The organism is Acutalibacter sp., from assembly GCF_056800975.1.
The window spans coordinates 1-24845 of the sequence record NZ_JBQISV010000027.1 but is presented as its reverse complement, the minus strand read 5'-3'; the positions used below and the strand labels follow the sequence as shown (position 1 = coordinate 24845).

Below are 24845 nucleotides of genomic sequence, written 5' to 3'. Positions count from 1 at the left end.
GTTTTTTAGTCCGCCTTTTTGGCGACACTGGGAGCAAGGCCCTACCACGATGCTGATACGCTGCCCTGTTTTTTAGTCCGCCTTTTTGGCGGCGCAGGGCACGAGGCCCTGCCACGATGCTGATGCGCTGTCTTGCTTTTAAGTCCGCCTTTTTGGCGGCGCAGGGCGCAAGGCTCTGCCACGATGCTGATAAGTAGTCCTATTTTAGTGGGCTTTTATCTGCTTGTCTGCCTTTTTGACGCTAGGGTCCAACCGTTATGATGAAGCCGTTGGCCGGTCTGGGCTTTGTTTTCTTTTCCACCCGGTTCCGGTGGGGACTGGGTGGGAGATTCTGCCTGCGGAACGGTTGCGCCGTCATGCTTTTACAGGCTCAGGCTCCCCTTTTCTGTGCTGACGGCCAAGTAGTCCTCCACAAAGCTCTCGCCTATGCCGATCTCCTTCTCCGTGCCGTCTGCCATGTATTTCAGCCGGGCTTTGCCTGCTGCCAGCTCATCGTCGCCCAGCACCAGGCAGTATTGTGCCCCAAGCTTCCCGGCATACTTCATCTGGGCCTTCAGGCCCCGGCCGCACACGTCGCAGTCTGCCCCAAGCCCGCATTTATGCAGGGTGTTTACCAGGGACATGGCCTTTACCTTTGCGGCCTCGCCCATAGCTGCGACAAAGACCTCGCAGCCCGCCTCCTCCGGGAATTCTGTCTTTTGGGCCTCCAGGGCCAGCATCAGCCGGTCCATGCCCAAGCCGAAGCCCAGGGCTGGGGTGGGCGGGCCCCCGATCTCCTCCACCAGTCCGTCATAGCGGCCGCCGCCGCCCAGGGCAAAGCCCAGGCTCTGAGAGGGAAACTCGAACACAGTGCGGGTATAGTAGTCCAGGCCCCGCACCAGGCCGGGGTCCAGAGTAAAGGGAATGTCCATGGCGGTCAGATACTCCTGCACCTTGGCAAAGTGGGACTGACAGTCCTCACACAGATAGTCGGTGATTTTTGGGGCCCCGGCGGCAATCTCCTGACAGACCGGGCTTTTGCAGTCCAGAATGCGCATGGGGTTCCGGTCCAGCCGGGAGAGGCAGGTGGGGCAGAGGCTCTCCTTGCGGGCGCTGAAATACGCCTGCAGAGCCTGGTGGTACTCCTTGCGGCAGGTGGGACAGCCGATGGAATTCAGCTGCAGGCCCACATCAGTCAGCCCCAGCCGCTGAAGGGCGGACATGCCCATGGCAATGAGCTGGGCGTCGGCAATGGGCTCGGCTGTGCCAAACACCTCCACGCCAAAGGTGCGGAACTCCCGCATCCGGCCCTTTTGGGGCTTTTCGTAGCGGTAGCAGGGGATATTGTAGTACAGCCGCACCGGGTAGCCGCTGTTGTATAGACCGTTTTCCAGCATGGCCCGCACAGCGCCGGCAGTGCCCTCGGGCCGCAGGGTGACAGAGCGCCCCCCCTTGTCCTCAAAGGTGTACATCTGCTTTTCTACCACATCGGTGACGTCGCCCATGCCCCGCTGAAACAGCTCTGTGTGCTCGAAAACAGGGGTGCGCACCTCGGCAAAGCCGTTGAGCTCCGCCTCGTTGATCAGGGCCTGCTCGACCCAGCGCCACCTTCTGGCAGTCTGGGGGACCAGGTCCACAGTGCCCTTGGGGGCCTTGGTTATCAATTCCATGTTGGTTTCCTCATATCATTTATTATAGTATCACCGCGAGACATTCCGGGTCTGCCGACAAGGTCCCCAATATAGGACACTCGTTGGTAAAATCAGTGTCTCCCGTTTACAATAGCCTCATTGTGCGGTTTAAGAATCTGTATTCATAGGCAGAGGATGCCGGAGTGGCAAGGGATTTTGTCGCCCTGCAAGGCAAAAAATCGCAGGAATACTTGCCGTATTTCAAGATTCTTTAACGCAGCAGGACGGCAAAAGACCCGTCCCTCCGGCGTTCAACGCCTGTGAATACAGGTTCTAATTTTGTGAATCCTTTTCTGGCCCCAGCTTGGGCCCATCCTGCGGCAGGGCCTGGCTGGGGGCGGATGAGGGAAAATCCCCTGGAAAGAGGAAATGAGTTCACCTGCGGCGAACTCATAGGCGTTTACTGGGCTCGCCCTGTCTGGTATATCTGGGCCGGCGGCAGAGCCTCCTCCCGCTCCTGCCGGTTTTTTTGCGAATGAACCGCCTGGGGGCTATGAGGGGTTGACCAAGTCCCGCCAATCCAGATCGCCCCGTTCCAGGCCGTGGATGAGCACCTCGGCTGTGGCGATGTTGGTGGCCACAGGGATGTTGTGCATGTCGCACAGGCGCAGAAGATTCAACGCGCTGGGGTCGTTGGACTGGGGGTTGAGGGGGTCCCGGAAAAACAGCAGCAGGTCGATCTCATTGCAGGAGATGCGGGCCGCGATCTGCTGGTCGCCCCCCTGGGGGCCGCTGAGAAACCGCTGCAGCTTCAGCCCTGTGGCCTCTGAGATCATTTTTCCGGTAGTGCCGGTCCCGCACAAGGAGTGCCGGCTGAGAATGCCGCAGTAGGCGATGCAGAACTGGACCATCAGCTCTTTTTTTGCGTCATGAGCGGTTAAGGCAATGTGCATAAAAAACTCCTCCCGAGATTCAAAATATATCACTCCAAAAAAGGTCACAGCGATAGCGAATTAAAGGCTCTCCGGCATGGGGACGCTTTCCCCCTCCAGCCGGGCGGCAATGCGGGCCATGGCCAACATCCCCGGAGAACGGGGCGGGGCCGGCTGCCCCTTGAGAAAAGCCGCGGCCATGGTAATGTCCTCTGGGGTGAGGCCGAATAGCTGTACGCCCGAGGCGTCAATGACCCCATCCAAGTCGGTATACACGCCGGTTTCATCAAAAAACGCGCCGTTGAAACGGTTGATGATCAGCCGCTTGTCCTCCACGCCCAGGCCGTCCAGCAGGCGGCGCACATTGCCCGCGCTGCGCACACACACCGGGTCCGGGCTGCACACCAGCAGGGCTCGTTCCGCCGCGCAGGCCGCAGAACGGAAGCCCAGTCCCACGCCCGCAGGGGAGTCCAGCAGCACATGGTCATAATAGCGGGTGAGAAGGGGCACCAGCCGGGCCATCACCCCGGGGCGGATGAGGTCGTCGCCTGAGGCAGGGGCGGGCAGAAGGAACAGTCCGCCGCTCTCCGCCTGGGAGCCGGCGCAGGGGTAGATGGCCTCAGCAGGGGCGCATCTGCCAAACACCACGTCAGAGCTGTCGAACACCAGGTTTTCCTCCGTGCCGGTCATGCGGTCCAGGCTGCGCAGGCCTGCGTCGCAGTCCACCAGCAGCACCCGGCGGCCTCTGCCGGCCAAAGCGCGGCCCAGGCCCACCGCAGCGGTGGACTTTCCCACGCCCCCCTTGCCGGAGGTGATGACTGTCGCAATTCCCATTGAGAACACATCCTTACTAATCATCTTACCACATCAGAAGGCTTTTGTCAAAATCAAATATTATTTTTTTGGAATTATATAAGAGTTGCATAAAAAAGTCTCGGGTTTTTTGGGACATATGAAAAGTGGCTGATTATATTTTTTAGTGTCTGCTTTTTTTAAGAAAATACACGGCCTGCCTTGCAGCCGGTCACCCGGAGAGTAGCCTGGCGGTTACTCCTCCTCGGGTGGGGGATCGTCGGGACTGCCGGTGGGCTGGGGGGAGTGCAGAGGCGGCGCGCCTCCGCTGTAGTAGGGGGTGACCCCCTCTCTGGGGGTAGGACTGGGAGCTGGCTCTGCACCGGCCTGCGCGTCCTCTGGCTGGTCCCCCTTATTTTCCTCGTCCTGGGAGGTACCGGTGTAGGGGCTGTCCGGGATGGAGCTTCCCCGGCCTGGCCAGGGCGTGGGAGTGGGCTCGGGGGTAGGGGTCTCCTCGCTGCCGGGGTCGCCGGATTCGCTGGGCTCGTCCTCCCCCTCCTCCTGAGGCTTGGGGCTGGGGCTGGCTGCTTGGGCCTCCTCTTCCAGCTCCTCCTTGGTTTTTATGATCGTGCCGTCATCGTCTACCAGGTCGCCGTCACTGTTATAGCGGTTGCCCTCCTCGTCCCAGGTATAATAGCCAAAGTAGCAGTCCAGGATGTCCTTGGCCACATTCATGGCATAGGGGCCGCTGCGGCCGTGCTCCAGCACCACAGAGACCGCGATCTCCGGAGCGTTGGCCGGGGCGTAGGCAATAAAGGTGATGTTTTCCTCCGTGCCGCCCTTTTCCCATTTCTCCGCCGAGGTTTCGGCTGTACCGGTTTTGCAGGCCACGGGGACAGGGTAATCGCCGAACACGCTTTTTGCCAGACCGTCGCTGGCGGTGAGCACCATGGCCTGGTTCACCACGCCCAGCACATCCTCGCTGATCTCCGCGTCATACATGACCTCCGGCTCGTACCGGCGGATAAGGGTCTCGCCGCTGTAGTCCATCACCTGCTTGAGGAAATGGGTGCGCAGCCGCTTGCCCCCTGTGGCGATGGTGGCGCAGTAGGTGGCCAGCTGAATGGGGGTAAACATGTTGTCCAGCTGGCCAATGGCCGCCTGGGCGGTGTTGCCGTCTGTCCACTGAACGCCCAGGTCGGTGTGGCGTTCCCGGTACTCCTGGGGGCTGGACATGATGCCCGCGGATTCGTAGAGCTCCACGCCGGTCTTTTCGCCCAGGCCGAAGTATTCGGCATAGGCGTCGATTTTGCGGATGCCCAGCTGATAGCCCAGCTCGCAGAAATAGACGTTGCAGGAATACATCAACGCCTCATACACATTGGCATAGCCATGCAGGCCCGTACAGGCCAGCTTCAGGTCGGCCAGCTCAAAGATGCCCACGCCGTTGGGGCCAGTGCACTCGCGCAGGCCCTGGGTAGCGGAGACCTCCCCCTCCTGCAGGCCGGCAATGGCAACCAGGGGCTTGAAGATGGAGCCCGGGGTGTAGATGCCCTGCAGGGCCCGGTTGAAGGCAGGCTGGTCGTCCTCATCGGTGAGGATTTCGGTCATATATTCGCTGTCGCTATAATACTGGTTCAGGTCATAGCCGGGGTAGGAGGAGCTGGCCAGCACCCCGAAGTCAGAGATGTCGATGGCCACTGCTGCCCCGAATTTGCAGTCATGGGCCCGCTTGTCTCCCTCGGCTCCAGTGTTTTTGTTGGCCTTTATGTTCTTCTCCAGAGACCAGTTTGCCACCCGCTGCAGGTCAGAGTCGATGGTAAGCTGCACGGTATGGCCCTGCTCTGGCTGAATGGTGGTGGCGGTGGTGGTCACGTTTCCGTTTTCGTCGGTAAACACCGCGTCCAGGCCCCGCTTGCCCCGCAGCTCGTCCTCAAAGGCGGCCTCGGCCCCGGACATGCCGATGACATCGTTGGCCTTGTAGCCAGAGATGTTTTTCTCGCTGTCATAGGCTTTGCCCTCCTCCTCGGCTGTCTTCAGCTGGTCGCCGGTGATGCCCCAGGCATAGCCCACCAGGTGGGGGGCCAGGGTGCCCTCTTCGCCGTAGTAGCGCTCTACTCCCACCCGGGTCTCGATGCCCGGCCACTGGGCGGCGCACTCGCCGAACACGCCCACGGTCTCTGAGGACACCCCGGAGGCGATGACATAGGGGTCGTTGATGGAAAAGCCGTCCTTGGTCATGGAGTAGCGCACGGACATGACCGTGCGGGTGTCCTCCTTGGAGTAGCCCTGATAGTGGTATTTCTTTGTCAGCTCCCGCATACAGTCGTCGGCAGTGGCGTAGTCTGCCAGGTTGAGGAAGTCCCGGCTCTTCAGGGTTTCAATCTCCTTTTCCTTGTCCTCAATAAACTGGTAGTTGCCCTCCTCATCCAGGCGGATGGGGAGAATGTCCCGCCAGGACTCGCCCTGCTCGGTGAGCAGGTCTACCACCTCGAGAATGGTGGCGTTGCGCTTGGAGTCGTCCATATACAGGGCGTTGTAGATGACCTCATACACGATATGGTTGCCGGCCAGCACATTGCCCTTGCGGTCCCAGATCTCGCCCCGGGCGGCGTTGATCTCCACGGCGTCGGTGCGGTGGCTGATGGCCTCTTGCTCAAAGGCCTCGCCGTTGATGATTTGCCAGTTGAACAGCTGCAGCTCGAAAATGGAAAAGCAGAATACCAGGAACAGCACCAGGGCTGTGGTGCGGCCTATGTGGAAGTGCGGTAGTTTCACAGGATTCACCTCCCCCAGCCCAGGAGGCTGGAAGAAAATATAGTAATTTTTTTTTGGGGTTTTGTTTTGATGTTTTGGAAGGGGTGTCGAAAGAGTTTTTCTTCTGAATTTGCCGGCAGCGGGCGGGCCGCTGGTCTCCCTTTGGTCGACCTCGCTGGGGTCGACTTGCCTGCGGCATCCGACTTGCCTGCGGCATCCGACTTGCCTGCGGCAAGTCGACGGCGGCGCAGCCTTGCCCCGTTCCGAACTTGGTCGTAGGAGAGAGCTGCTGCCTCGTGCCTTTGTTTACTGCGCCGCCTAAGTTCAAGGTCAAGGTCGTGGGGCGCTGCCCCACACCCTGCAACCTTTGAAAAGGTTGACGAAACTTTTGATTCGCGCTCCTTGGCTTTCTCTTCGCTTTGGCTTTTCTGCCCGCGGTTGGGCTAAAAGCCTTGGTTGTCTGCGGATACCAGCGCGTCCGCCAGGCCCCGGTTCAGCAGATATACCAGCGGCACAAACAACAGCGTATACAGGTACTTGGGCAGATAGTGATGCCGGAAAGCATACCCCGGCATGGAGTAGCGGAAATAGTAGAAGAACAGCCACTGAGCCCCAATCACCAGCCCCAGGGCCAGAATGCCTGTCAGCAGGGCCGTGACCCAGTTCACCTGCATACGGGTGCGCACCAGCATACTGAGAAAGTAGCCCAGCACCCCCAGCAGCAGCCCGTGAAAGCCCAGCACCCCTGAATAGCCAAAGTCGCAGAAAAGACCGGCGGCTATGCCAAAAGCCATGGCTGGGGTCTCCTCCTCAAACATGGCGATGGCCAGACCCGCAGGCAACACCAGCACCGGGCGCACTCCATAAATGGCGGGCAGCAGCCCCGGGGTCTCCTGCAGCATGAACAGTACCAGCAGCTCTAAGGTATAGGCCAGGTATCGGATGAGCCGGTTCAGGTCTCTCATTCCGCGTCCTCCTCTCCGCTGCCCTGACTTGCAGAGGGGTCGGTGGTGGCGTCTTCCTCGCCCTTGCCGGGGAAGCTGACAATGACCTGAACCTCTGTCACTGCGGACAGGTCCTGGAAGGGGCGGATGACCGCATAGCGGGACACGTCCATTTCCGACTTCTCCACGCTTTCCACCTGGCCGATTTTTATTTTGTCAGGGTACACGCCTCCGGCGCCGGAGGTGGTGATAATATCGCCGGGCTCCAGCTTGGTAGAGGGCGACAGATAATCCATGCGCAGCAGGCCGGAGCTGGCCATCATGATATTGCAGCCCACCAGGCCGCTCTCCTGCTTGTCGATGGACATGGCGGCCACCTGGACCTCCTCAGAGAGCAGGCAGTCCACCTTGCTGGTGGTGGCGTAGGCCTGGCTGACCACCCCCACCAGGCCCTGAGAGGTGATGACCGGGTCGCCCACATTGACGCCGGAGAGGGTGCCCACCCCAATGGAGAAGCCATAGAAGGGGTCGTTGGGGTCACGGCCGATTACGGCGGCAGAGCGCATTTCAATCTCCGGGTCGGCCTGAGAGATGCGCAGCTGCTCTTTCAGGCGCTGGTTTTCCTGCTTCATGCCGTCATACTCCACCAGCCGGTCCTGAAGAATGCTGTTTTCCTCCTGAAGAGCGGCCACCAGGGCCTTGAGCTCGTCCTTCGAGAAGCCGTCCAGGTCCAAAAACTCGGTGACGCTGCCGGTGACATTGGTGGCCACGCTCTGCATGGGGGTAGAGACAAAGCCCAGGAGGCTGGCGATAATGGAGCCCCCGGCGGAGGTGGTATAAATGATAAGTCCAAGGAGCACCACCACTGCGATGATGAGCACCTTGAACGAGCTTCCTTTGAGTAAATCCTTCACATTGATACTCCTTGTATGTTCCTGGAAAAATCCCTGCCCGCAGGCGGCAGTCTGAAAGCGAACGCAGACTCTGCCGTAAGGGTCAGAAGCTTTGGGAGGCTGGCGTTCCTCATGGAGGAATACAGCCGCCGCAGGCGGTTCTGAGCTGAATGTCCCAGAGGCGCAGGCAGATGAGGATGCCCTGCCCGGAGCGTTGGGAGGGCGCAGCGGGCAGAACCCACGCAACCTGTGACAGGGCTCTGAGGCCGGCCCCCACCACACAAACAAAATGCGGCGATGGACTTTTTGTGGAGCAGGCTGTTTCCAGTCAACAAAAAGCAAAGAAAAAACCTTTTCTCCACCGCCGGGTATACAATTATAAATTAGACTGTATTCCCATAAGCTGAGTATGGGACATTTGGAGCGGTTTTCTGCCAACTGAAAGTTTGTAGAGCTGCTTGCAGGTCTCAGCCGCCTCCCGTACTTCAAACGTTTTTAACCCCAAAGATGGCGTCAATCTGCCATCTTAAAAGACTTGAGCGAACACGGATGGGAGCTCGCTCTAGGAGGAAGAACGGCGAAGTGTCTTGCTGTAAGAGAAGGCTGAAGCAAAAGCTACTTTCTGCGGCTGTTGCGGTAATAGGACTTGGGCAGCTCGATCTCCAGGCTTTTGCCTGTGCCCTCCACCACGCAGTCCAGGGGCCGCTCCGCCACATGGACGGGGATGCCGGTCTCCTGGCTTACCAGCCGGTCCAGGCCCTTGAGCAGCGCGCCGCCGCCGGTGAGCATAATGCCCCGGTCGATGATATCCGCGGCCAGCTCAGGGGGCGTCTGTTCCAGGGTCTCCTTGATGGCGTCCACCACCACCATGACGCTGTCCGCCAGGGCCTCCCGCACCTCGTCGGCGTGGATGGTCACGTTTTTGGGCAGGCCGTCCACCAGGTTGCGGCCCTTGATCTCCACAAAGGCGTTGATGGTCTCCTCGGTGGGGAAGGCCGAGCCGATGCGCATTTTGATCTCCTCTGCCGTGCGCTCGCCAATGAGGAGATTGTATTTCTTTTTTACATAGGTGACAATGGCTTCGTCAAACTTGTCTCCGGCCATGCGCACAGAAACAGCGGTGACAATGTCGCCCAGGGAGATGACCGCCACCTCGCTGGTGCCGCCGCCAATGTCCACCACCATGCTGCCTGTGGCGTCTGACACAGGCAGGCCCGCGCCTACCGCAGCGGCCATGGGCTCCTCCATTAGGTCCACATTGTTGCTGCCCGCCTGCCGGGCGGCGTCCTCCACGGCCCGGCGCTCCACCTCGGTAACGCCGGAGGGAATGCAGATGATGATCCGGGGGCGGCTGAGGGCCCCGGACTTCAACGCTTTTTTAATGAAATATTTCAGCATGGCGGCGGTCACGTCAAAGTCCGCGATGACCCCGTCCTTCAATGGCCGCACTGCCACAATGGAGCCGGGGGTGCGCCCCAGCATCTCTTTAGCCTGCTTGCCCACAGCCAGAACCTCGTCGGTGCGCACGTCCACCGCCACCACCGAGGGCTCCCGCATCACAATGCCCTTGCCCCGCATAAACACCAAAGTGTTCGCCGTACCCAGGTCAATGCCGATATCCTTGGAAAACATAGAAAACATGGAGAGAAACCCCGAAAAGCCTGCCATATCAAAAACTGCCTTTCTCCGGCCGCGCCGGTCCGATTCTGTGCCTGCTCGCGGCACTGGTTCCACAATACAAAGCATCCCCAAAAACTGCCGGTTTATTTGCCCCGGCTCCGGTTCGATGTATTCCTTACTGGTGTCCATTATACCGCATTTTCCGCCGCTTCTCAACCTTTATGTTAACTTTACTGTGAACAATCCGTAAATTCTGGCATATATCCGCCTCTTACCGGCTCTTTGTACAAGATGTACTTCCAAAGCCGCCGGTCCCCCGCTGGGTGTCAGAGAGGGCCTGGGCTTCTACAAAATCCGCCGCGAGCACAGGCAGAAGCACCGCCTGGGCGATTCGCTCCTGGGGGGAGACAGTGTACGCCTCCTCAGAGGTGTTCCGCAGGGGGACCAGCCATTCGCCCCGGTAGTCGCTGTCAATAACCCCTACCCCCTGGGCCACCACAACCCCCTTGCGGGCCCCCAGTCCGCTGCGGGAGAACACAAAGGCCGCGCAGCCCGGGGGCAGCTCTGCCGCGAAGCCCAGGGGGATGAGCTCTGTTTTCCCCGGCCCAATGGTCACCGGGGCGTCCAGGCAGGCGGCCAGGTCCAGACCCGCGCTGCCGGGGGTCTGCCGCTGGGGAGGGCAGGCCTCCGGGCGCAGCCGGACAAACCGGATCTCCACAGGCCCTGCTGTGGAGAAGAATATTTTATCAACACTTTCCACCAAGTTTTCCACCGTCTTTTCCTCCTTATTCCACACCCCGGCGAAAAAGCCCCCGAGTACAGGCGTATTCCGGGGGGTTGCCCTCCCGAAGCCCCTGTAATATCTCCCCACATTCCACAGGGTTTTCCACAGTAAAACGTAAAATGCCAAAATCCACGGCTGACAGCTCAGGGCTTTCCACATTCAACCACAGGGGCAGGCTGTTGAAAACCTCTGCGCCGCCCCGGCCTCTCATGCGGCACAGCACAGGGAAGCGTTTGCCCATCCGGTCGGTAAGAGAGCCAGGGGCTTTGCAGCCCAAACAGCCCCTGGGGGAGTTGGCCAGGGGGCAGTTCCGGGTGAGCATCAGGGCCTGACGGCCGTATACTGCCGTGCCCCGGGGCAGACTGCCCCCCAGGGCGGCAATCTCTCTGCCGGTGAGCTCTGGGCTCAGCTCCGCGTCTACAAGGCCCAGCCGGGCAAGGGCCTCAAGAGAGGCGGCGTTAGCAATGTTCAGCCCAAAGGAGCCGTGGGCTCTGGCTCCCAGCTCCCGGCACAGCTGCACTGCCCCCAGGGAGCCGCACACAAAGTCGGCATAGCCCTGGGCCATACGCTTTTTCATCAGCTCCCGCAGCTCCTCCTCCCAGCCGAACACCCCCCGGGGCAGGTCCAGCCATATCTGGGGGGCGGGAGAGGGGAGGGTAGGGGGCTCGGTCTCTACGGGCAGCGCCAGGACCTCGCAGTCCATGGCCTGGGGCGGGATCTGCTCCGGGGCGCGGAAAAAGGCGCGCAGGGGCAGGGGCTCCTGCTGGCGGTGGTGGGGAGTATAGTCCGGCAGGGGCGTCCGGGCAAAGTGAATGGCCGGACGCTCTCCCCGGCGCTGCAAAAGCTCTCCCAGAGCCTGGCGGCGCAGGGCGTTCAGCTGGGCCACTGTCAGCGGGACGCTCTCCGGAGCTGTCAGACTGTCTGCATAAAAGGGGGTGCCGCCGGTCTTTTTCAGCTGCTGCAGGGCCCGGCCTCTGCTAAGGCCCTGGCCCTCTCCGGCGGGGCAGGAGGCGGTGACAGCAATGGCTTCACCGGGGCCCGGGCTCTCCGCAGTCAGACTGACCAGACCGTCCTTCTCCCCCAGGGTCAGGACTACGGGGATGCTCTGACGTTCGGCCCGGTACAGGGGGCGCAGGCCTCCGAAGACCTTTTCTGCGGCGGTTACGTCCTCCTTGCGCCGGGTGCCGAACATGTCCCGCCCCCGGCGTCCGGTCAGGTAGCCGTCCGTAAAGCCGGAGCGGGAGAACACCGCTTCCAGCTTTTCCAGCAGCTCTGGGGGAACGGGCTCCCCGTCTGCGGCCAGGCGGCAGGCGGAGACAGCGGCGGCCACATACTCCGGGCGTTTCATGCGGCCCTCGATTTTGGCCGAGCACACGCCGGCCTCTTTCAGCCGGGGGAGGCCCTCCACAAAGCTCAGGTCCCGCAGGGAGAGGTCGTGCCCAGTCCCCCCGGGAGCGGCAAAGGCCAGGCGGCAGGGCTGGGCGCACTGGCCCCGGTTGCCGCTGCGGCCCCCCAGCATGGCGCTGAGCAGGCACTGGCCGCTGACGCTCATGCACAGGGCGCCGTGGACAAAGGCTTCCAGCTCCCCCTGGGTTTGGCGGGCGATGTCTCTGATCTCTTCCAGGGACAGCTCCCGGGCCAGCACGGTGCGGGCGGCGCCCAGCTCCTCAGCCAGCCGCACCCCGGCGGGGGTGGCAAGGCTCATCTGGGTGGAGGCGTGGAGGGGGAGCTTTGGGGCCCGCTGCCGCAGCAGGGTGAACAGCCCCAGGTCCTGCACCAGCACCGCGTCCACTGGCAGAGAGCAGAGGAATTCCACAAATTCCAGGGCAGGGGCCAGCTCGTCATTTTTCAGCAGGGTGTTTACGGTGACATGTACCCGCACATTCCGCTGGCGGCAGTATTCCACTGCCTGGGCCAGCTCCTCCCGTGAGAAGTTTTTCGCGTTGGCCCGGGCCCCGAAGGCCTGTCCCCCCAGGTAGACTGCGTCCGCTCCGGCCCGGACAGCGGCCTCCAGGGCCTCCCGGCCTCCGGCGGGGGCCAGTATCTCCATTTTACCCTTGACGGGGGCGCTGTTTTCCTTCATATAAAATTATTGTTATCCTCCACTGCGAAATAGCTTTTCAGGCCCTCCTGTTCCAGCTGGGCCTCGGCCCGGCGCAGGGGATTGCGGCGGGTGTGGGGCAGGCGTTTGGGCTCGGGCTTTTCCTCTGGGGCGGGGGCTGGCTGCTCCCGGTTCTCAGCAGCCTTCCAAGCGGCCTCCTGCTGGATCAGGCGTTCATGCAGGGCCTGGTTCTCCTTTTCCAGGCTCTCCTGCCGGGCAAGGCGTTGGTGCAGGGACTGGTTTTCCTGCTGCAGCTCCTCCCTGCGCTGCCCCGCCTCCTCCTGAAGCAGGCGGGCGTCCTCCCGCAGGCGGTCTATGCTCTCATGGAGCCGGGCGTTTTCCAGGGCCAGGGCCTGCTCCCGGGGGCCGGGGGCCTCTGCGGCCTCCCGCAGGGCGCTGTTTTCGTCCCGCAGGGCCTGGGCCTGCTGTTCCAGGTTCTTCAGGTGCAGCACTGCCTCCTGCAGGCGGGTGTTCTCCGACTCCAGCCGGGCGGCCTTTTCGGCCAGCTGGGCGTCCTTCTGGGTGTCTACCGCAGACTTGAGCAGTTCCACCTTTTCCTCCTGCCACAGCTCCTCCTGAACCTCCAGCTCCTCGTTGCGCTCCTTCAGCCGGCGGGCCAGCTCTGCGTGCTTGTGGCTGTCGTCGCAGATGCTCAGGGCGGCGGTAAGGGCCGCGGCCTCCCGGGTGATCAGGGGCGAGGCGTCCATAATCTGCTTCATCATGCCGCCCACCTCATCGGCCAGGGTCTGCATATACTCCTCTGTCTCCCCGGTGATCAGCCCGCAGACCACGCCGTTGATGGTAAGTCTGACACGTCTCTTGTTCACGAAAACCATTCCTCCCGAAATAGACATATTCCTATTATACGACAAAATCCGCCCGGTGGGAAGACTTTTTTGCGCCCGGCGCCGAAAAGCTTTTTAAGGGGCGAAAAGCGGCCCTGTCAGGCTCTTATGGACCATCACCAGACCTTTTTTATTGGGAAATTCTGCCCGCTTATGTGATTGGTAGTTGCTTTTTGGGAAAAAATAGTGTATAATTGCTATATTCCATCTGGCAGGCAGGGGAGAATGCCTGGATTTTTTGCCTATAGTATACACAAAAAACCAAAATCTTCAACTTCAATATATCTTTTTAAAAATGGAGGCTTTACCATGAACTATTCGCTCACCGTCCCGCAGATCAAGGAGGCGATCCGGGACAAGCTGTCGCACACCTTTGGGGTGTCGCTGCAGAACGCCACCAACGAGGAGTATTACAAGGCCGTCGCCCTGATCGTGCGGGAGCTGATGGCCAAGGGCCGGGCCGAGTTTGACCAGAACGCCGGGCGCACAGAGACCAAGCGCATCTACTATCTTTGCATGGAGTTTCTGCTGGGCCGCTCGCTGAAAAACAATCTCTTTAACCTGGGGCTGGAGCAGAGCTTTCAGGCGGCTTTGGCGGAATATGGCATTAAGCTGGAGCAGCTCTACCGCCAGGAGCCGGACGCGGGCCTGGGCAACGGGGGCCTGGGCCGGCTGGCGGCCTGTTTTCTGGACGGTCTGGCCACTCAGGGCTATCCGGCCATGGGCTACTCTCTGCGGTATGAGTACGGGCTGTTCCGGCAAAAGCTGGTAGAGGGCTGGCAGACCGAGCTGCCGGACTTCTGGCTGCCCGGGGGCTCGGTGTGGATGCAGCAGGTGCCGGACAACTCCGTGGAGGTGCGCTTTGACGGCCGCATTGAGGAGAACTGGAACGACCAGTATCACGCGGTGAAGCACAAGGACTACACCACGGTTACTGCCGTGCCCTTTGACCTGTATGTCTCGGGCATGGACGGCAGGGGCATCAGCCTTTTGCGGGTGTGGAAGGCGGAGAACCACCAGTTTGACATGAACCTGTTTGGCAGCGGCAACTATATGCGGGCCATGGAGCAGCAGGCCATGGCCGACGCCATCACCAAGGTGCTCTACCCCGAGGACGACCACAACGAGGGCAAGCTGCTGCGGCTTTCGCAGCAGTACTTCCTGGTGTCCGCCTCCATTCAGGACATTATCCGGCGGCATCTGTTTGAGCACAGCAACCTGGACGACCTGCCTAGGCTGGCGGCTATTCATCTTAACGACACCCACCCGGTGCTGGCTATTCCTGAGATGATGCGGGTGATGCTGGACGAGTGCGGCTATGGCTGGGAGGCTGCCTGGGACATTGTGAAGCAGACCGTGGCCTACACCAACCACACGGTGATGAGCGAGGCCCTGGAAACCTGGAAATGCGAGCTGGTGCGCATGCGCCTGCCCCGTATCTACCAGATCATTGAGGAGATCAACCGGCGTTTTTGGGAGGAGCTGAAGGCCAAGGGGGTAGAGCACCAGAAGATTGCCCGCATGGCCCCCATCAGCAACGGCTATGTGAAAATGGCCAACCTGGCGGTGATCGGCTCTCACAATGTGAACGGGGTGTCGGCCCTGCACAGCGATATTCTTAAGGATGACCTGTTCCACGACTTTTATGTGGAGGAGCCCGGAAAGTTCACTAATGTTACCAACGGCATTGCCCACCGGCGTTGGCTGAACCAGTCCAACCCCAAGCTGGCGGCGTTGATTACAGAGCTGATTGGCCCTGACTATATTTATGACGCGGACCGGCTCTCGGACTTGCTGAAGTATAAGGACGACGCCTCGGTGCGGGAGCAGCTGATGAAGATCAAGCGGGAGAACAAGGAGCGGCTGGCCGAGCATCTGCTGCGTACCCAGGGCCAGACCGTGGACCCGGACACCATTTTTGACGTGCAGGTGAAGCGTCTGCACGAGTACAAGCGCCAGCACATGAACGCCTTCTCTATTCTGTCCACCTACCAGTGGCTGCTGGACAACCCCAACGCGGACTTTGAGCCCCACACCTGGTTCTTTGGGGCCAAGGCCGCGCCGGGCTACTACTTTGCCAAGCAGATCATTGAGTTCATCGCAGCTCTGGCCCACACCATCAACACCGATGAGCGGGTCAACAAGAAGATGAAGGTGATCTTTGTCGAGAACTACTGCGTTACCTGGGCCGAGACCCTGATTCCTGCCGCTGAGGTCAGCGAGCAGATTTCTCTGGCAGGCACCGAGGCCTCGGGCACCAGCAACATGAAGTTCATGATTAACGGCGCGGTAACCCTGGGCACCTTGGACGGGGCCAATGTGGAGATTCATGAGGCGGTAGGAGACAAGAACATCATTCTGTTCGGCATGACCGCCAGCCAGGTGGAGCAGCTCAAGCGCACCGGCTACCACCCGGTGCAGCACTATCAGCACGACGGGCAGATCCGCCGGGCGCTGGACACACTGAACCAGGGCATTGGCGGCAAGCATTTCGGGGATATCTACAAGGCCATTCTTCAGCAGGACCGGTACATGGCTCTGGCAGACTTCCAGTCTTACCGGGCGGCGCAGCAGCGGGTGCAGGAGCTGTATCGGGACAAGGAGCGGTGGAACCGCATGTCGCTGGTGAACATTGCCTCTGCCGGACGCTTTGCGGCAGACCGGTCCATCCGGGACTACGCGGGGAACATCTGGCATGCCAGCCCTGTGCCCCCTGAGAAGAACCTGGCCGCGAAGATCGGTTTGGGAGAGTAAGGGCCATGCACAGCCTTTATCAGAATATTCTGGACGGCAACGCCCGGTTTGGCACAGGCCGCCGGGACTTTGCCCAGGGCGTGCTGGGCTGTTCCCCGCAGGAAATCCGCACGACTGTCATTCTGGCCCCGGTCTGGGAGCCGGAAAGGACTTTTGGCTTGAAAGCGGAACCCCTGACGGAGGGTTGTGTGCGGGTGTGGCAGGTGGAGCTGGACGGCAAACCCGCCACCTGGATTGTGCCGGGGATTGGTGCGCCCACCAATATGGATGTGGTGCTGGCCTTGGGAGCCACCAGTTGTAAGCGCATCCTGTTCATTGGCTCGGCGGGAGCCTTGGACGAGAAAATGGAGCTGGGGGACATCGTGCTGCCGGAGAAGTCCATCTGCGGCGATGGCGCCAGCCGCTACCTGCAAAAGAACCTGGCCGCCGACCCGTTCGCCCAGGCCGCTTACCCGGATGGGACGCTACTGAAGCAGGCGGAGGCTCTGTGTAAAACCGCCTGCGGTGAATATGGCGTAGCCCTGCACCGGGCGGTGAACTTCAGCATTGACACCATTGCGGCCCAGTTTGCCCATATGGATGAGATTCTGGCCCTGGGCTGCGGCACCATTGAGATGGAGACCGCTGCCTGCTTTCGGGCGGCGGAGCTGTGCGGCATACCCATTACCGCAATCTTCAGCATTTCCGACAGCACTGTGCGGAGAAAATCCATTTATAGCGGCCGTACCGAGGAGGAAAAGCGACGCCGCAGGGAAATCCGGTCGGAGGTGTTTCCCCGGGTACTGGGCGGGATGATTCTTTGAAAGCTTGTACCGCTGGGATTTATGTCAGGATGATCGGGCATCATTTTAACTAGGCGCGAAAGAGCAGACAATCAGAGTATTTATGGTCTTGCCAGGGATTTGCAATTATGTCGACGGCAGAGCTTGCCAGTAAGACTGGTGCAACATTCCATTGGTACAGGCTCTGAGTATATCTATAATAGGATCAAGCTGTCCGGCCTCCTTGGTGGGGCCGGACACTGTACCGTTGGCAGGCTTTATGCCTTTTCAGTTCACACGCAGTAAGGAGTTGTTACCATGTTCTATTCCCGAAACCCCAAATACCGGGCCCCTACCGGGGCAGTGGCTACCGGGTCCCCGGTGCACTTCCGCATTACCCTGCCCCGGGGGCTCTCATGTACCGCAGCCCGGCTGATTGTGGAGCAGGAGGGCCAGCCCGCTGTGCTTCAGGACATGTTTTGGTGCGGCATGAACGGCGGCGACAAGGAGTGGTGGGAGTGCGACTTTACCCCTGCCACCCCTGGCCTGTACTTTTACCTGTTTGAGGCCAGCACCTGCCGGGGCGTCCAGCGGCTCTCCCGGGGGGACCGGGGGGCGGCGATTTTCGGCGGCACCTACCGCTGGCAGCTGACTGTGTTTCAGGCAGGCTTTGAGACCCCCCACTGGCTGGAAGGAGGGATTATGTACCAGGTTTTTCCCGACCGGTTCTGCAAGTCCGGGGGGGAGAAAACCGGCGTGCCTGCCGGGCGGAGCTATCACGACAGCTGGGAGGACCAGCCGGACTGGCGGCCAAACCAGCAGGGGGAGATTACCAACACGGACTTTTTTGGGGGAGACCTGAAGGGGATTGAGGAAAAGCTGCCCTATCTCCAGAGCCTGGGGGTCACCTGCCTGTACCTGAACCCCATTTTCGAGAGCCACTCCAACCACCGGTATGACACCGCGGACTACTCGAAAATCGACCCTCTGCTGGGAACGGAGGAGGACTTTCGCTCGCTGTGCGCCGCTGCCAGGGAGCGGGGCATTCATGTGCTTATTGACGGGGTGTTCAGCCACACGGGCAGCGACAGCGTCTACTTTAACCGGGAGGGCCGCTATCCTGGGCAGGGAGCCTTTCAGTCCACCCAGTCCCCCTATTATCCATGGTACAGCTTCAGCTGCTGGCCCGGGGAGTATGACAGCTGGTGGGGCTTTCACACCCTGCCCAATGTGAATGAGACCGAGGAGAGCTATAATCAGTTCGTGAACGGGCAGGACGGCATTGTCCGCCGGTGGCTGCGGGCAGGGGCCTCGGGGTGGCGGCTGGACGTGGCTGACGAGCTGCCGGACCTGTTTATCGACAGGCTCAGCGCTGCGGCCAAGGAGGAAGATCCGGAGGCTCTGGTGCTGGGAGAGGTGTGGGAGGACGCCTCCAACAAGTCGGCCTACGGAGTGCGCCGCCGGTATCTGTTGGGGGGACAGCTGGACAGCGTGATGAACTATCCCTTCCGGGACGCGGTTCTGGGGTTTTTGCTGGGAGACGACCCCAAGAATTTTGCGGAGATTGTAGAGAACATTGCAGAAAATTACCCGCCCCAATGCCTGCGTCTGCTGATGAACCACATTGGCACCCACGACACGGAACGGGCGCTGACCGTGTTGGGGGGCGAACCGGCGGGCAGCCGGGGCCGGGAGTGGCAGAGCGCTCAGCGTCTGACGGAGAAGCAGCGGCAGACCGGCGTTGCCCGGCTGAAGCTGGCCTCGGCCATACAATATATGCTGCCTGGCGTTCCCTGCCTCTACTATGGGGACGAGGCAGGGGCAGAGGGCTACCGGGACCCCTTTAACCGGGGCTGCTATCCCTGGGGCCGGGAGGATGAGGAGCTGCTGGCCTGGTACCGGCAGCTGGGCCAGGTGCGCCATGCCCACCAGGACGTGCTGGCCCGAGGAGGCTGCCGGGTGCTGCGGGCAGAGGGCAACCTGCTGGTGCTGGAGCGTTACCGGGTGCATGCCAGCGACGGGGTGGACTGCGCCTACCGGGACAGCCTGGCCCTGTTTGTCAACCGCAGTGAACGCCCCCAGAGCATTTTGAGCCTGAAGCTGAACCTGGCAGGGGGCAAAGTAGTGCTGGGCGAGAGCCTGGGCACTGTAAGCGTTTTGCGGCCTTACAGCTGCTCGCTGTTAAAATTTCACCGGGAAATTCACACAAACACTTGACAAACGCCGAAAAAGGCGGTATAATGATGCAGTTGAGACAAGCGCCAGTAGCTCAGCTGGATAGAGTGTTTGACTACGAATCAAAAGGTCGGGGGTTCGAATCCCTTCTGGCGTGCCAATTTATGATAATCCGAATGCTGTCCTCCAAGTGGGGAACAGCATTCGGATTTCTCATTTCTATCGAGAATGCCTTATAGTAAGCAGGGGGGCGGAAGAAATATGTTTGTGTATTCTTCCGCCCCCTGCCATTTTTACATAAATTTGCGATGTGAATTATAAAAGCCGGTGACAGATTGGATCTGTAATGGTATAATGTAAAAAACTTATTTATGGGAGTACGAGCGATGTGCATTGAGACAGAGAAGCTAACCGAGCCTACCATAGTAAAGTGTGTGAAAGATTTTTTGATCAATAAACCAAATGGAAACTGGCATGACGATCTGGCGAGAGAGTCTGCCCTTCATGGGCATGGCCCCGATTTAGTTCTTGTTGGCGGCAAGCGTAACAGTGAATACTTTATCATTGAGTGTAAAGGGCGGTCATACGCGCAATCAGCTGGCGCAGCAAACAAGGAAGGATGGCTGAATGCACTGGGGCAGTTAGTCACCAGGATGGAGACGGAGCGCGTGATTCAAAAGGGTAAAACAAAAGGCAGAATCAATCGGGCCTATAAATATGGTCTGGGGCTTTACTGGGTTACTGCACAAGTTGCACTGCGTCGGATTCCCCCCAAAATTGCGAACACCCTAAATCTATACATTTTTTCCGTCTATGACGATGGCTGGGTAAGAATGTGGACGCCCAAAGACTTTAAGCGTAAAGATTCGTATCCGGAAGATGACTTCAAACGGCCCACACAATCTACGGAAGAAATGACATAATGGATAAATCGAACGGCCTCACCATGGACCTTGAAGCCGCCAATAACGGCAAGCTCCGCGCTGTATTCCCGGAGCGCTTCACCGAGGGACAGTTGGACATTGACAAACTGCTCTCTCTTTTATGCGCAAATTGTGTGATGAGGTTTTCGGAGAGGAAAACCTTATGGCACAAAGCCCAAGTATGAACCCTTGAAAGGCCGCTTTCTGGCTGATACCGCCGCAGTCCACGACAGATATTTCTCCCAGGACAAAAAGGGCAACTATAAAAATACCAGAGGCGACACACAGGACGACACTATCACCTATCATCAATGTTTCTACCAAGCGGCAGCAGGATGAGTTGGAGGAGACCAAACAGAAAATCGAGCTGCAAATCATCCAGGAAGAAATGAAGCATAATATGAGAGCACATCTGCTGCATCCCACTTTGTTACATAGACAACACCATGCTTAGATAATTCATTAATCGCTAATGGTATTACAATGATAACAATTAGGATTGTCAATGTAATTAAGAAAATAGGTTTATCTTTTCCGTACAAGTGCCACATCTCTTTAATTAGCAAGATGTATTTTTTAGGAAAGTTCATGGAGACTGTTCACAGAAACTCCTAATTTGTCTGCGATATATCCCAGATAAATTATAGCATAGATTTTGTGTTTAGGATATATCCCACACGATAAATCGCAAATTTGGCTAAAATAGAGTCTGTTCACACAATTTACAAAAAGTCGGAAAAATGATAAAATCAGGGCATACAAGTCACAAAGGAACCATACAGGAAAATAGAAAAATACATACCCAAGCAGAGAGGAAATAAAAAAACGCGAACCTCCAGTTGATCAACGCGGTACTGTATGTGTTGGAAAACGGCTGCAAATAGAGGGCCTTGGGCTGGCGGGGCCGGTTATGGTGAAAAAATCCTGACCATCCTGAAAGCCATTCTTGCCACCAAAGGACCTGAAAAGGAGGAACCCGAAGTGAGGTATAACGAGATCGCTGACATGCCCGGTTATGCCAAGGCCACGATCACCAAAATGGCGAAGAAGAGCTTTATTAGCGGAACCGGAAAAGTCAAAGATGAAAACGGCCTGCCCGCTGATCTGGACTTGTCCCTTGACATGGTCCGAATGTTTGTCACCAATGACAAGGCGGGGCTTTACGGGAAATAATCCTGTTACACTACTGTCACTAACAAGGCCGGTTTTGCCCCGTTTGAGTAAAGCAGATAATGAAGAAAATACTGCTTTTCCTTACCTTGTGCAAGTCTGAAATTCATGATATAATCTCTCGTTGTAAGCTGTACTAACGGAAGGAGGGCTGCGCCATGTACCATATTGCCGTCTGCGACGATGATACGCTGGACCGCCGATATCTCAACCGTTTTCTCGTCCACCACCTGCTTGTCAATCCCTTTTATGGCCGCGTTTCCCTGCTCCCCGGGAGCATCGTATGTGCCCGGCTCCACATAATAATACGGTCTATAGTTGCTGGGGTTAAAGCTCATGGAGAAATTCTTCTCCCACTGGTATACATCTGATACGCCGCCACAGTCACAGTTTTGCTGGCCGCGGTGGTATTGTTTGCGAAGAGGGCGTTTTTCAGGTCATACACAGCCACAGTGAACGCGCCGCTGCCGTTTATCCTGCCCACGCTGCCCTTCCCCTGCACCGTGACGGTGGCCTCCGTGCTTCCGGCGTCAATGGTGGCTGTGCCGCTGCCCACGGCCTCCACGCTGCCAGAGTAGGCCGCATAGGAGAAGGTGACCGGCTTGCCCTGGGCCCGGTTCAGCTTTACGGTAAAGCTGTAGTCGCTGTTAAGCTCCGCGGTATCGGCCCCCACAAGAGAGGCAGTTACGCTGTGGTCAACGCCCGAGGGCATAGCGGCGCTCTCCGGGGCCAGAAGCTGGATGCCCTCTGTATTCATCTGCTCCACCAGGCTGTCCAGATTGTCCAGATGCTCCTGGCTCCACTCCCCGCCGGAGAAGTAGGTCTCCCGCAGGTAGGCGATGTAGTCCTCTACCTGCAGCATAGTCTGGACCTCTTCCAGGGTGAGAGGCGAGCCGTCCACCCAGACGTAGCGGGTCAGGTCGCAGTCCGGGTCATCCAGCAGGGCCCGCAGGCCCGCCAGGTCAATGGGCTCTCCGTCCAGCTCAATCTCCCATTGGCTGGCTGCGTTGCCGTCCTCGTCCAAAAGGCCGTACTGCTGCAAAAGGGCGTAGTAGCCCTCCGCCTCCTGGGGGCTGCCGCAAAGCTCTTCCAGCCGGGTAAGTATTTCCCGGTTTACCTGGGGGGCATTGTCTACCAGCGCCGCCATAACGGCGGGCGGGAAGGCAGTGGCCGCCATGACAATAACCAGGATCATGGCGGTGATTTGTTTTAATAGCCGCTTCATCTTTGTTTCCTCCTTGCAAAAGCATAATAGGGTAGCCGGGAGGCCATTGTCCCCTTGCGGTAAAAACGGCCGAAGTGCATACCTCTCTTTTTGCATGATACGAAAGAAACGCAGGAAAAGCAATGGGTTTTGCTCGAGTGGGCTGTTTTCCCGCTCGAGTGGACAGCCGGACCCTTGACAGTCCCGCTTTTTCCGTGATACCCTAATAGAAAAGAACACTTGAGAGGAGCCGGCAATAAAAAGATGGATGCCCGCCGCTCTGGCCTCCCTGCTGCTGTGTATAGGGTTTGGGCTGGTGCTGACGGTTTATTTACAGCCCATGGAAGAAAACGTGTATGACCTGTCCCTGTTCTGGGAGGGGGAGGCCATGCCCGAGGACTGGGTCTACGACCAGAAGGGCTGGACTGTGTTTACCCAGCAGGGGGAGCAGGTGAGCGAGCTGACCCCCAACGGCTTTGGCAGCTTTTCGGGCCTCAGCTTTCCCGAGCAGACCTTCTATTTCTCCCGGGTGATGGAGGAGGATTTGGACCGGTCCACCCTGAGCCTGAGAGCGGCAGGCAGCACGATTGCCGTGTTTTTAGACGGCGCGCTTATCTATAGCGACTGCTCGGAGCTGGACAACCGGATTGGCTATTTGCAGCTTCCCAGTCTGAACTACTACCGGGAGGAGCCGCTGCTGGTCACCCTGCCCCTGAACTATGCCGGCAAAACCCTGACCATCGCCCAGGCTGCAGACCCGGAAACAGAAACCGATCTGACTGTAACCCCCTGCGCCGTAACCCTGTACTGCGGGTACACCTATGAGAGCGCTTTGATTGCCGAGAGCTTCCAGACAGCCATTCCCACCACCCTGGCCTTTGCGGTGGGGGTCCTTCTGCTGGGGCTCTTTGTGTGGAAGGCTGCGCGGAAGGGGCCGGACCCCACGCTGGTGTGCGGCGCATTGGCGGCGTTTCTCTATCTGGGTTCTCAGATGGTCAGCCCCAGCTTTTTCAACGCCTATTTCCATACGCCCCCGGTGGACCTGGGTATGCTCTGCCGGGAGCTGGCCCTGATGAACCTGCTGGGCCTGCTGCTGTGCAAGCTCTCCGGCTGGCGGCGGGCGCCCGTTTGGGTGGCGCTGGGCGGGATGGGGGCCTCTCTGCTGGCGGAGCTTGTGCTGGCGCTTTTGGGGCAGGCCGGCGTTTTTGCCCGGGAGACCGGCTTTGCCCTTTTCGGAATTGCCGGGCTGTTGGCCGCGCTGGTTGGCGGCTTTTGGGAGCTGCGACAGGGTGGCTGGTTCTTTCGGGTGTTCTGCCCGGTGGCCACAGCAGGGATCGGCTTGGCGGGTCTGGCTTACGGCATGGGTCTCTTAATGTCCGAGGCCCGGGCCGACATGCTTGAGACCCAGCTGGCGGCCTGGACCTTCGGCTATTTCCTCTGGAGGCTGATGGCTCTCTGTATGGTCCCGGCCTTTTTGGGGGCGGTGGTGGAGCTGATTCATGAGGAGATTTCTGCCAGGACAGAAGCTCATCTGCTGGCTCAGCGGACAGAGCTGGCCCTGAGCAGCTATCAGGCTCTGTTGCAGCACAACGAGCAGGTTATGATGCTGCGCCATGATATGGCAAAGCATTTTCAGCTTCTGCGCCAGATGACAGGAGAGGGAAAGGTGGCGGCATATCTGGACGGCCTGATTGGACAGAATGAAAAAATCCGCCCTGTGGTGCAGAGCGGAAATGAAATGCTGGATATTATACTGAACAGCAAGCTCTCTGAGGCCGCAGGCCGGGAGATTGCTGTGGAGCTGGTGCGGATTCAGGCCCCGGAGCGGCTTAGCTTGTCAGACACAGAGTTTTGCTCGCTGGTGATGAATCTGATGGACAATGCCATTGAGGCCGCGTCCGCCCCAGGGGTGGAGCAGTCCTATATAAAATTGGATTTCTACCGGAGAGACCATTTCTTCGTGCTCTCCTGTGAGAACGCCTGCACATTGGATTGGGCAAACAGAAAACCAGCCCCAGAGCGGGGGCTGGGCCTGAAAATTATCGGCCAGATTGCCATGCGGCATGAGAACCTTTTGGAAATAGAGACAGGGAAGGATTTTTACCGCGTCATCCTGGCAATTCCGCTGGATTAAGGCAGATTCGCGTCTGCCAGGCAATCGGGTCGTGGATGCTCTTGTTCGGACAGAAGTTAACTGTGAAGATAGTTCATCAGCCGCTTTTTCACCTCAGCAAAGCGGTATTTGCTGACAGGCAGGGTCTCCCCGCCAGCCAGTTCGATTTCCCGGGGGCGAAGATGCTTTACAAAGGCCAGGTTGACCAGAATGGTCCTGTGGCAGAAGGTGAAATGGCGCTCTGGCAGCAAAGCGGCCAGCTCGGAGATTCTGGCAGTGGTTTCTACCGGCCCATTCACCAGCCTCAGCCGCGCACCCCGTTCCCAGGGCTCCACATAGACGATATCTCCGGGGGAGATTCTGCTCTGGCCCTTTTCCGTGGGCAGCAGAAGCTCCCTTTTTTGGCAAAAGCTCTGATAACAGTATAGCAGAGCCTCCCGCAGCTGCTCCGGCTGAATGGGCTTTGC

General features: G+C 59.0%; 19 protein-coding genes and 1 tRNA gene. 7 read left to right on the top strand and 13 right to left on the bottom strand.

Annotated features, from left to right (window positions below; all coding sequences use genetic code 11):
* Window positions 1-362: 362 nt before the first annotated feature.
* The 10 genes from hisS to ACTO5E_RS04730 form a co-directional block, all read right to left on the bottom strand.
* Window positions 363-1649, bottom strand: coding sequence for a histidine--tRNA ligase (gene hisS, locus ACTO5E_RS04775; protein ID WP_482302036.1), 1287 nt, complete (start codon window positions 1647-1649; stop codon window positions 363-365).
* A gap of 512 nt (window positions 1650-2161) precedes the next feature.
* Window positions 2162-2563 (bottom strand): methylglyoxal synthase, encoded by a 402-nt coding sequence (locus tag ACTO5E_RS04770; protein WP_482302034.1) that lies wholly within the window; start codon window positions 2561-2563, stop codon window positions 2162-2164.
* A gap of 60 nt (window positions 2564-2623) precedes the next feature.
* Window positions 2624-3376: a nucleotide-binding protein gene (locus ACTO5E_RS04765; RefSeq protein WP_482302032.1), complete on the bottom strand. Its 753-nt coding sequence runs from the start codon at window positions 3374-3376 to the stop codon at window positions 2624-2626.
* A 213-nt stretch (window positions 3377-3589) separates the two neighbouring features.
* On the bottom strand, window positions 3590-6112 hold the full coding sequence (locus ACTO5E_RS04760; protein WP_482302031.1) for a penicillin-binding transpeptidase domain-containing protein: 2523 nt from the start codon (window positions 6110-6112) through the stop codon (window positions 3590-3592).
* Window positions 6113-6534: 422 nt separating this feature from the next.
* Entirely contained in the window at window positions 6535-7056 is a 522-nt protein-coding gene (gene mreD / locus ACTO5E_RS04755) for a rod shape-determining protein MreD (RefSeq protein ID WP_482302029.1), read from the bottom strand.
* Window positions 7053-7949 carry a rod shape-determining protein MreC gene (mreC, locus tag ACTO5E_RS04750; protein ID WP_482302027.1) on the bottom strand — a complete coding sequence of 299 codons (897 nt, stop codon included), beginning with the start codon at window positions 7947-7949 and terminating at the stop codon, window positions 7053-7055. The genes mreD and mreC overlap by 4 nt, the downstream gene beginning before the upstream one ends.
* Window positions 7950-8543: 594 nt before the next feature.
* Window positions 8544-9560, bottom strand: coding sequence for a rod shape-determining protein (locus tag ACTO5E_RS04745; protein WP_482302037.1), 1017 nt, complete (start codon window positions 9558-9560; stop codon window positions 8544-8546).
* Window positions 9561-9819: 259 nt separating this feature from the next.
* Entirely contained in the window at window positions 9820-10320 is a 501-nt protein-coding gene (gene dut, locus ACTO5E_RS04740) for a dUTP diphosphatase (RefSeq protein ID WP_482302025.1), read from the bottom strand.
* 13 nt (window positions 10321-10333) lie between these two features.
* The gene (locus ACTO5E_RS04735) at window positions 10334-12415 is read right to left on the bottom strand and encodes a peptidase U32 family protein (RefSeq protein WP_482302023.1); all 2082 of its coding nucleotides are present in this window, start codon (window positions 12413-12415) and stop codon (window positions 10334-10336) included.
* Window positions 12412-13260 carry a cell division protein ZapA gene (locus ACTO5E_RS04730; RefSeq protein WP_482302021.1) on the bottom strand — a complete coding sequence of 283 codons (849 nt, stop codon included), beginning with the start codon at window positions 13258-13260 and terminating at the stop codon, window positions 12412-12414. The genes ACTO5E_RS04735 and ACTO5E_RS04730 overlap by 4 nt, the downstream gene beginning before the upstream one ends.
* Before the next feature lie 327 nt (window positions 13261-13587).
* Between ACTO5E_RS04730 and ACTO5E_RS04725 the strand changes: the two genes are divergently transcribed.
* The 6 genes from ACTO5E_RS04725 to ACTO5E_RS04700 all read left to right on the top strand — a co-directional run bounded on the left by ACTO5E_RS04725 (window position 13588) and on the right by ACTO5E_RS04700 (window position 21064).
* A complete protein-coding gene (locus tag ACTO5E_RS04725; protein WP_482302019.1) occupies window positions 13588-16032 on the top strand; it encodes a glycogen/starch/alpha-glucan phosphorylase in 2445 nt (814 codons plus the stop codon).
* A 5-nt stretch (window positions 16033-16037) separates the two neighbouring features.
* A complete protein-coding gene (locus ACTO5E_RS04720; protein ID WP_482302017.1) occupies window positions 16038-16835 on the top strand; it encodes a phosphorylase family protein in 798 nt (265 codons plus the stop codon).
* 276 nt (window positions 16836-17111) lie between these two features.
* Window positions 17112-19010 carry a glycoside hydrolase family 13 protein gene (locus ACTO5E_RS04715; RefSeq protein ID WP_482302015.1) on the top strand — a complete coding sequence of 633 codons (1899 nt, stop codon included), beginning with the start codon at window positions 17112-17114 and terminating at the stop codon, window positions 19008-19010.
* Between the two features lie 41 nt (window positions 19011-19051).
* Window positions 19052-19128, top strand: a tRNA-Arg gene (locus ACTO5E_RS04710).
* A gap of 226 nt (window positions 19129-19354) precedes the next feature.
* Window positions 19355-19891 carry a hypothetical protein gene (locus ACTO5E_RS04705; protein ID WP_482302013.1) on the top strand — a complete coding sequence of 179 codons (537 nt, stop codon included), beginning with the start codon at window positions 19355-19357 and terminating at the stop codon, window positions 19889-19891.
* Window positions 19892-20749: 858 nt separating this feature from the next.
* On the top strand, window positions 20750-21064 hold the full coding sequence (locus tag ACTO5E_RS04700; protein WP_482302011.1) for a hypothetical protein: 315 nt from the start codon (window positions 20750-20752) through the stop codon (window positions 21062-21064).
* A gap of 5 nt (window positions 21065-21069) precedes the next feature.
* Here the strand turns inward: ACTO5E_RS04700 and ACTO5E_RS04695 are convergent, their stop codons facing one another.
* Both ACTO5E_RS04695 and ACTO5E_RS04690 read right to left on the bottom strand, forming a co-directional pair.
* Window positions 21070-21399 carry a hypothetical protein gene (locus ACTO5E_RS04695; protein ID WP_482302009.1) on the bottom strand — a complete coding sequence of 110 codons (330 nt, stop codon included), beginning with the start codon at window positions 21397-21399 and terminating at the stop codon, window positions 21070-21072.
* Entirely contained in the window at window positions 21396-22286 is an 891-nt protein-coding gene (locus ACTO5E_RS04690; protein ID WP_482302007.1) for a hypothetical protein, read from the bottom strand. The genes ACTO5E_RS04695 and ACTO5E_RS04690 overlap by 4 nt, the downstream gene beginning before the upstream one ends.
* A gap of 247 nt (window positions 22287-22533) precedes the next feature.
* On the opposite strand from ACTO5E_RS04690, the gene ACTO5E_RS04685 reads away from it, so the two are divergent.
* Window positions 22534-24399: a sensor histidine kinase gene (locus ACTO5E_RS04685; RefSeq protein WP_482302005.1), complete on the top strand. Its 1866-nt coding sequence runs from the start codon at window positions 22534-22536 to the stop codon at window positions 24397-24399.
* A 56-nt stretch (window positions 24400-24455) separates the two neighbouring features.
* Here the strand turns inward: ACTO5E_RS04685 and ACTO5E_RS04680 are convergent.
* Window positions 24456-24845: LytR/AlgR family response regulator transcription factor (locus ACTO5E_RS04680; protein ID WP_482302003.1), on the bottom strand; the 390-nt coding region annotated here is incomplete at its 5' end.

Coding starts and splice junctions, on each gene's coding strand:
- ACTO5E_RS04695 (WP_482302009.1), bottom strand. CDS start 21,399: ATGAGCTTTAACCCCAGCAACTATAGACCGTATTATTATGTGGAGCCG.
- ACTO5E_RS04735 (WP_482302023.1), bottom strand. CDS start 12,415: ATGAAGGAAAACAGCGCCCCCGTCAAGGGTAAAATGGAGATACTGGCC.
- ACTO5E_RS04745 (WP_482302037.1), bottom strand. CDS start 9,560: ATGTTTTCCAAGGATATCGGCATTGACCTGGGTACGGCGAACACTTTG.
- ACTO5E_RS04720 (WP_482302017.1), top strand. CDS start 16,038: ATGCACAGCCTTTATCAGAATATTCTGGACGGCAACGCCCGGTTTGGC.
- ACTO5E_RS04725 (WP_482302019.1), top strand. CDS start 13,588: ATGAACTATTCGCTCACCGTCCCGCAGATCAAGGAGGCGATCCGGGAC.
- ACTO5E_RS04715 (WP_482302015.1), top strand. CDS start 17,112: ATGTTCTATTCCCGAAACCCCAAATACCGGGCCCCTACCGGGGCAGTG.
- ACTO5E_RS04700 (WP_482302011.1), top strand. CDS start 20,750: ATGTGTTGGAAAACGGCTGCAAATAGAGGGCCTTGGGCTGGCGGGGCC.
- ACTO5E_RS04705 (WP_482302013.1), top strand. CDS start 19,355: ATGTGCATTGAGACAGAGAAGCTAACCGAGCCTACCATAGTAAAGTGT.
- ACTO5E_RS04765 (WP_482302032.1), bottom strand. CDS start 3,376: ATGGGAATTGCGACAGTCATCACCTCCGGCAAGGGGGGCGTGGGAAAG.
- hisS (WP_482302036.1), bottom strand. CDS start 1,649: ATGGAATTGATAACCAAGGCCCCCAAGGGCACTGTGGACCTGGTCCCC.
- mreD (WP_482302029.1), bottom strand. CDS start 7,056: ATGAGAGACCTGAACCGGCTCATCCGATACCTGGCCTATACCTTAGAG.
- ACTO5E_RS04685 (WP_482302005.1), top strand. CDS start 22,534: ATGCCCGCCGCTCTGGCCTCCCTGCTGCTGTGTATAGGGTTTGGGCTG.
- ACTO5E_RS04770 (WP_482302034.1), bottom strand. CDS start 2,563: ATGCACATTGCCTTAACCGCTCATGACGCAAAAAAAGAGCTGATGGTC.
- ACTO5E_RS04690 (WP_482302007.1), bottom strand. CDS start 22,286: ATGAAGCGGCTATTAAAACAAATCACCGCCATGATCCTGGTTATTGTC.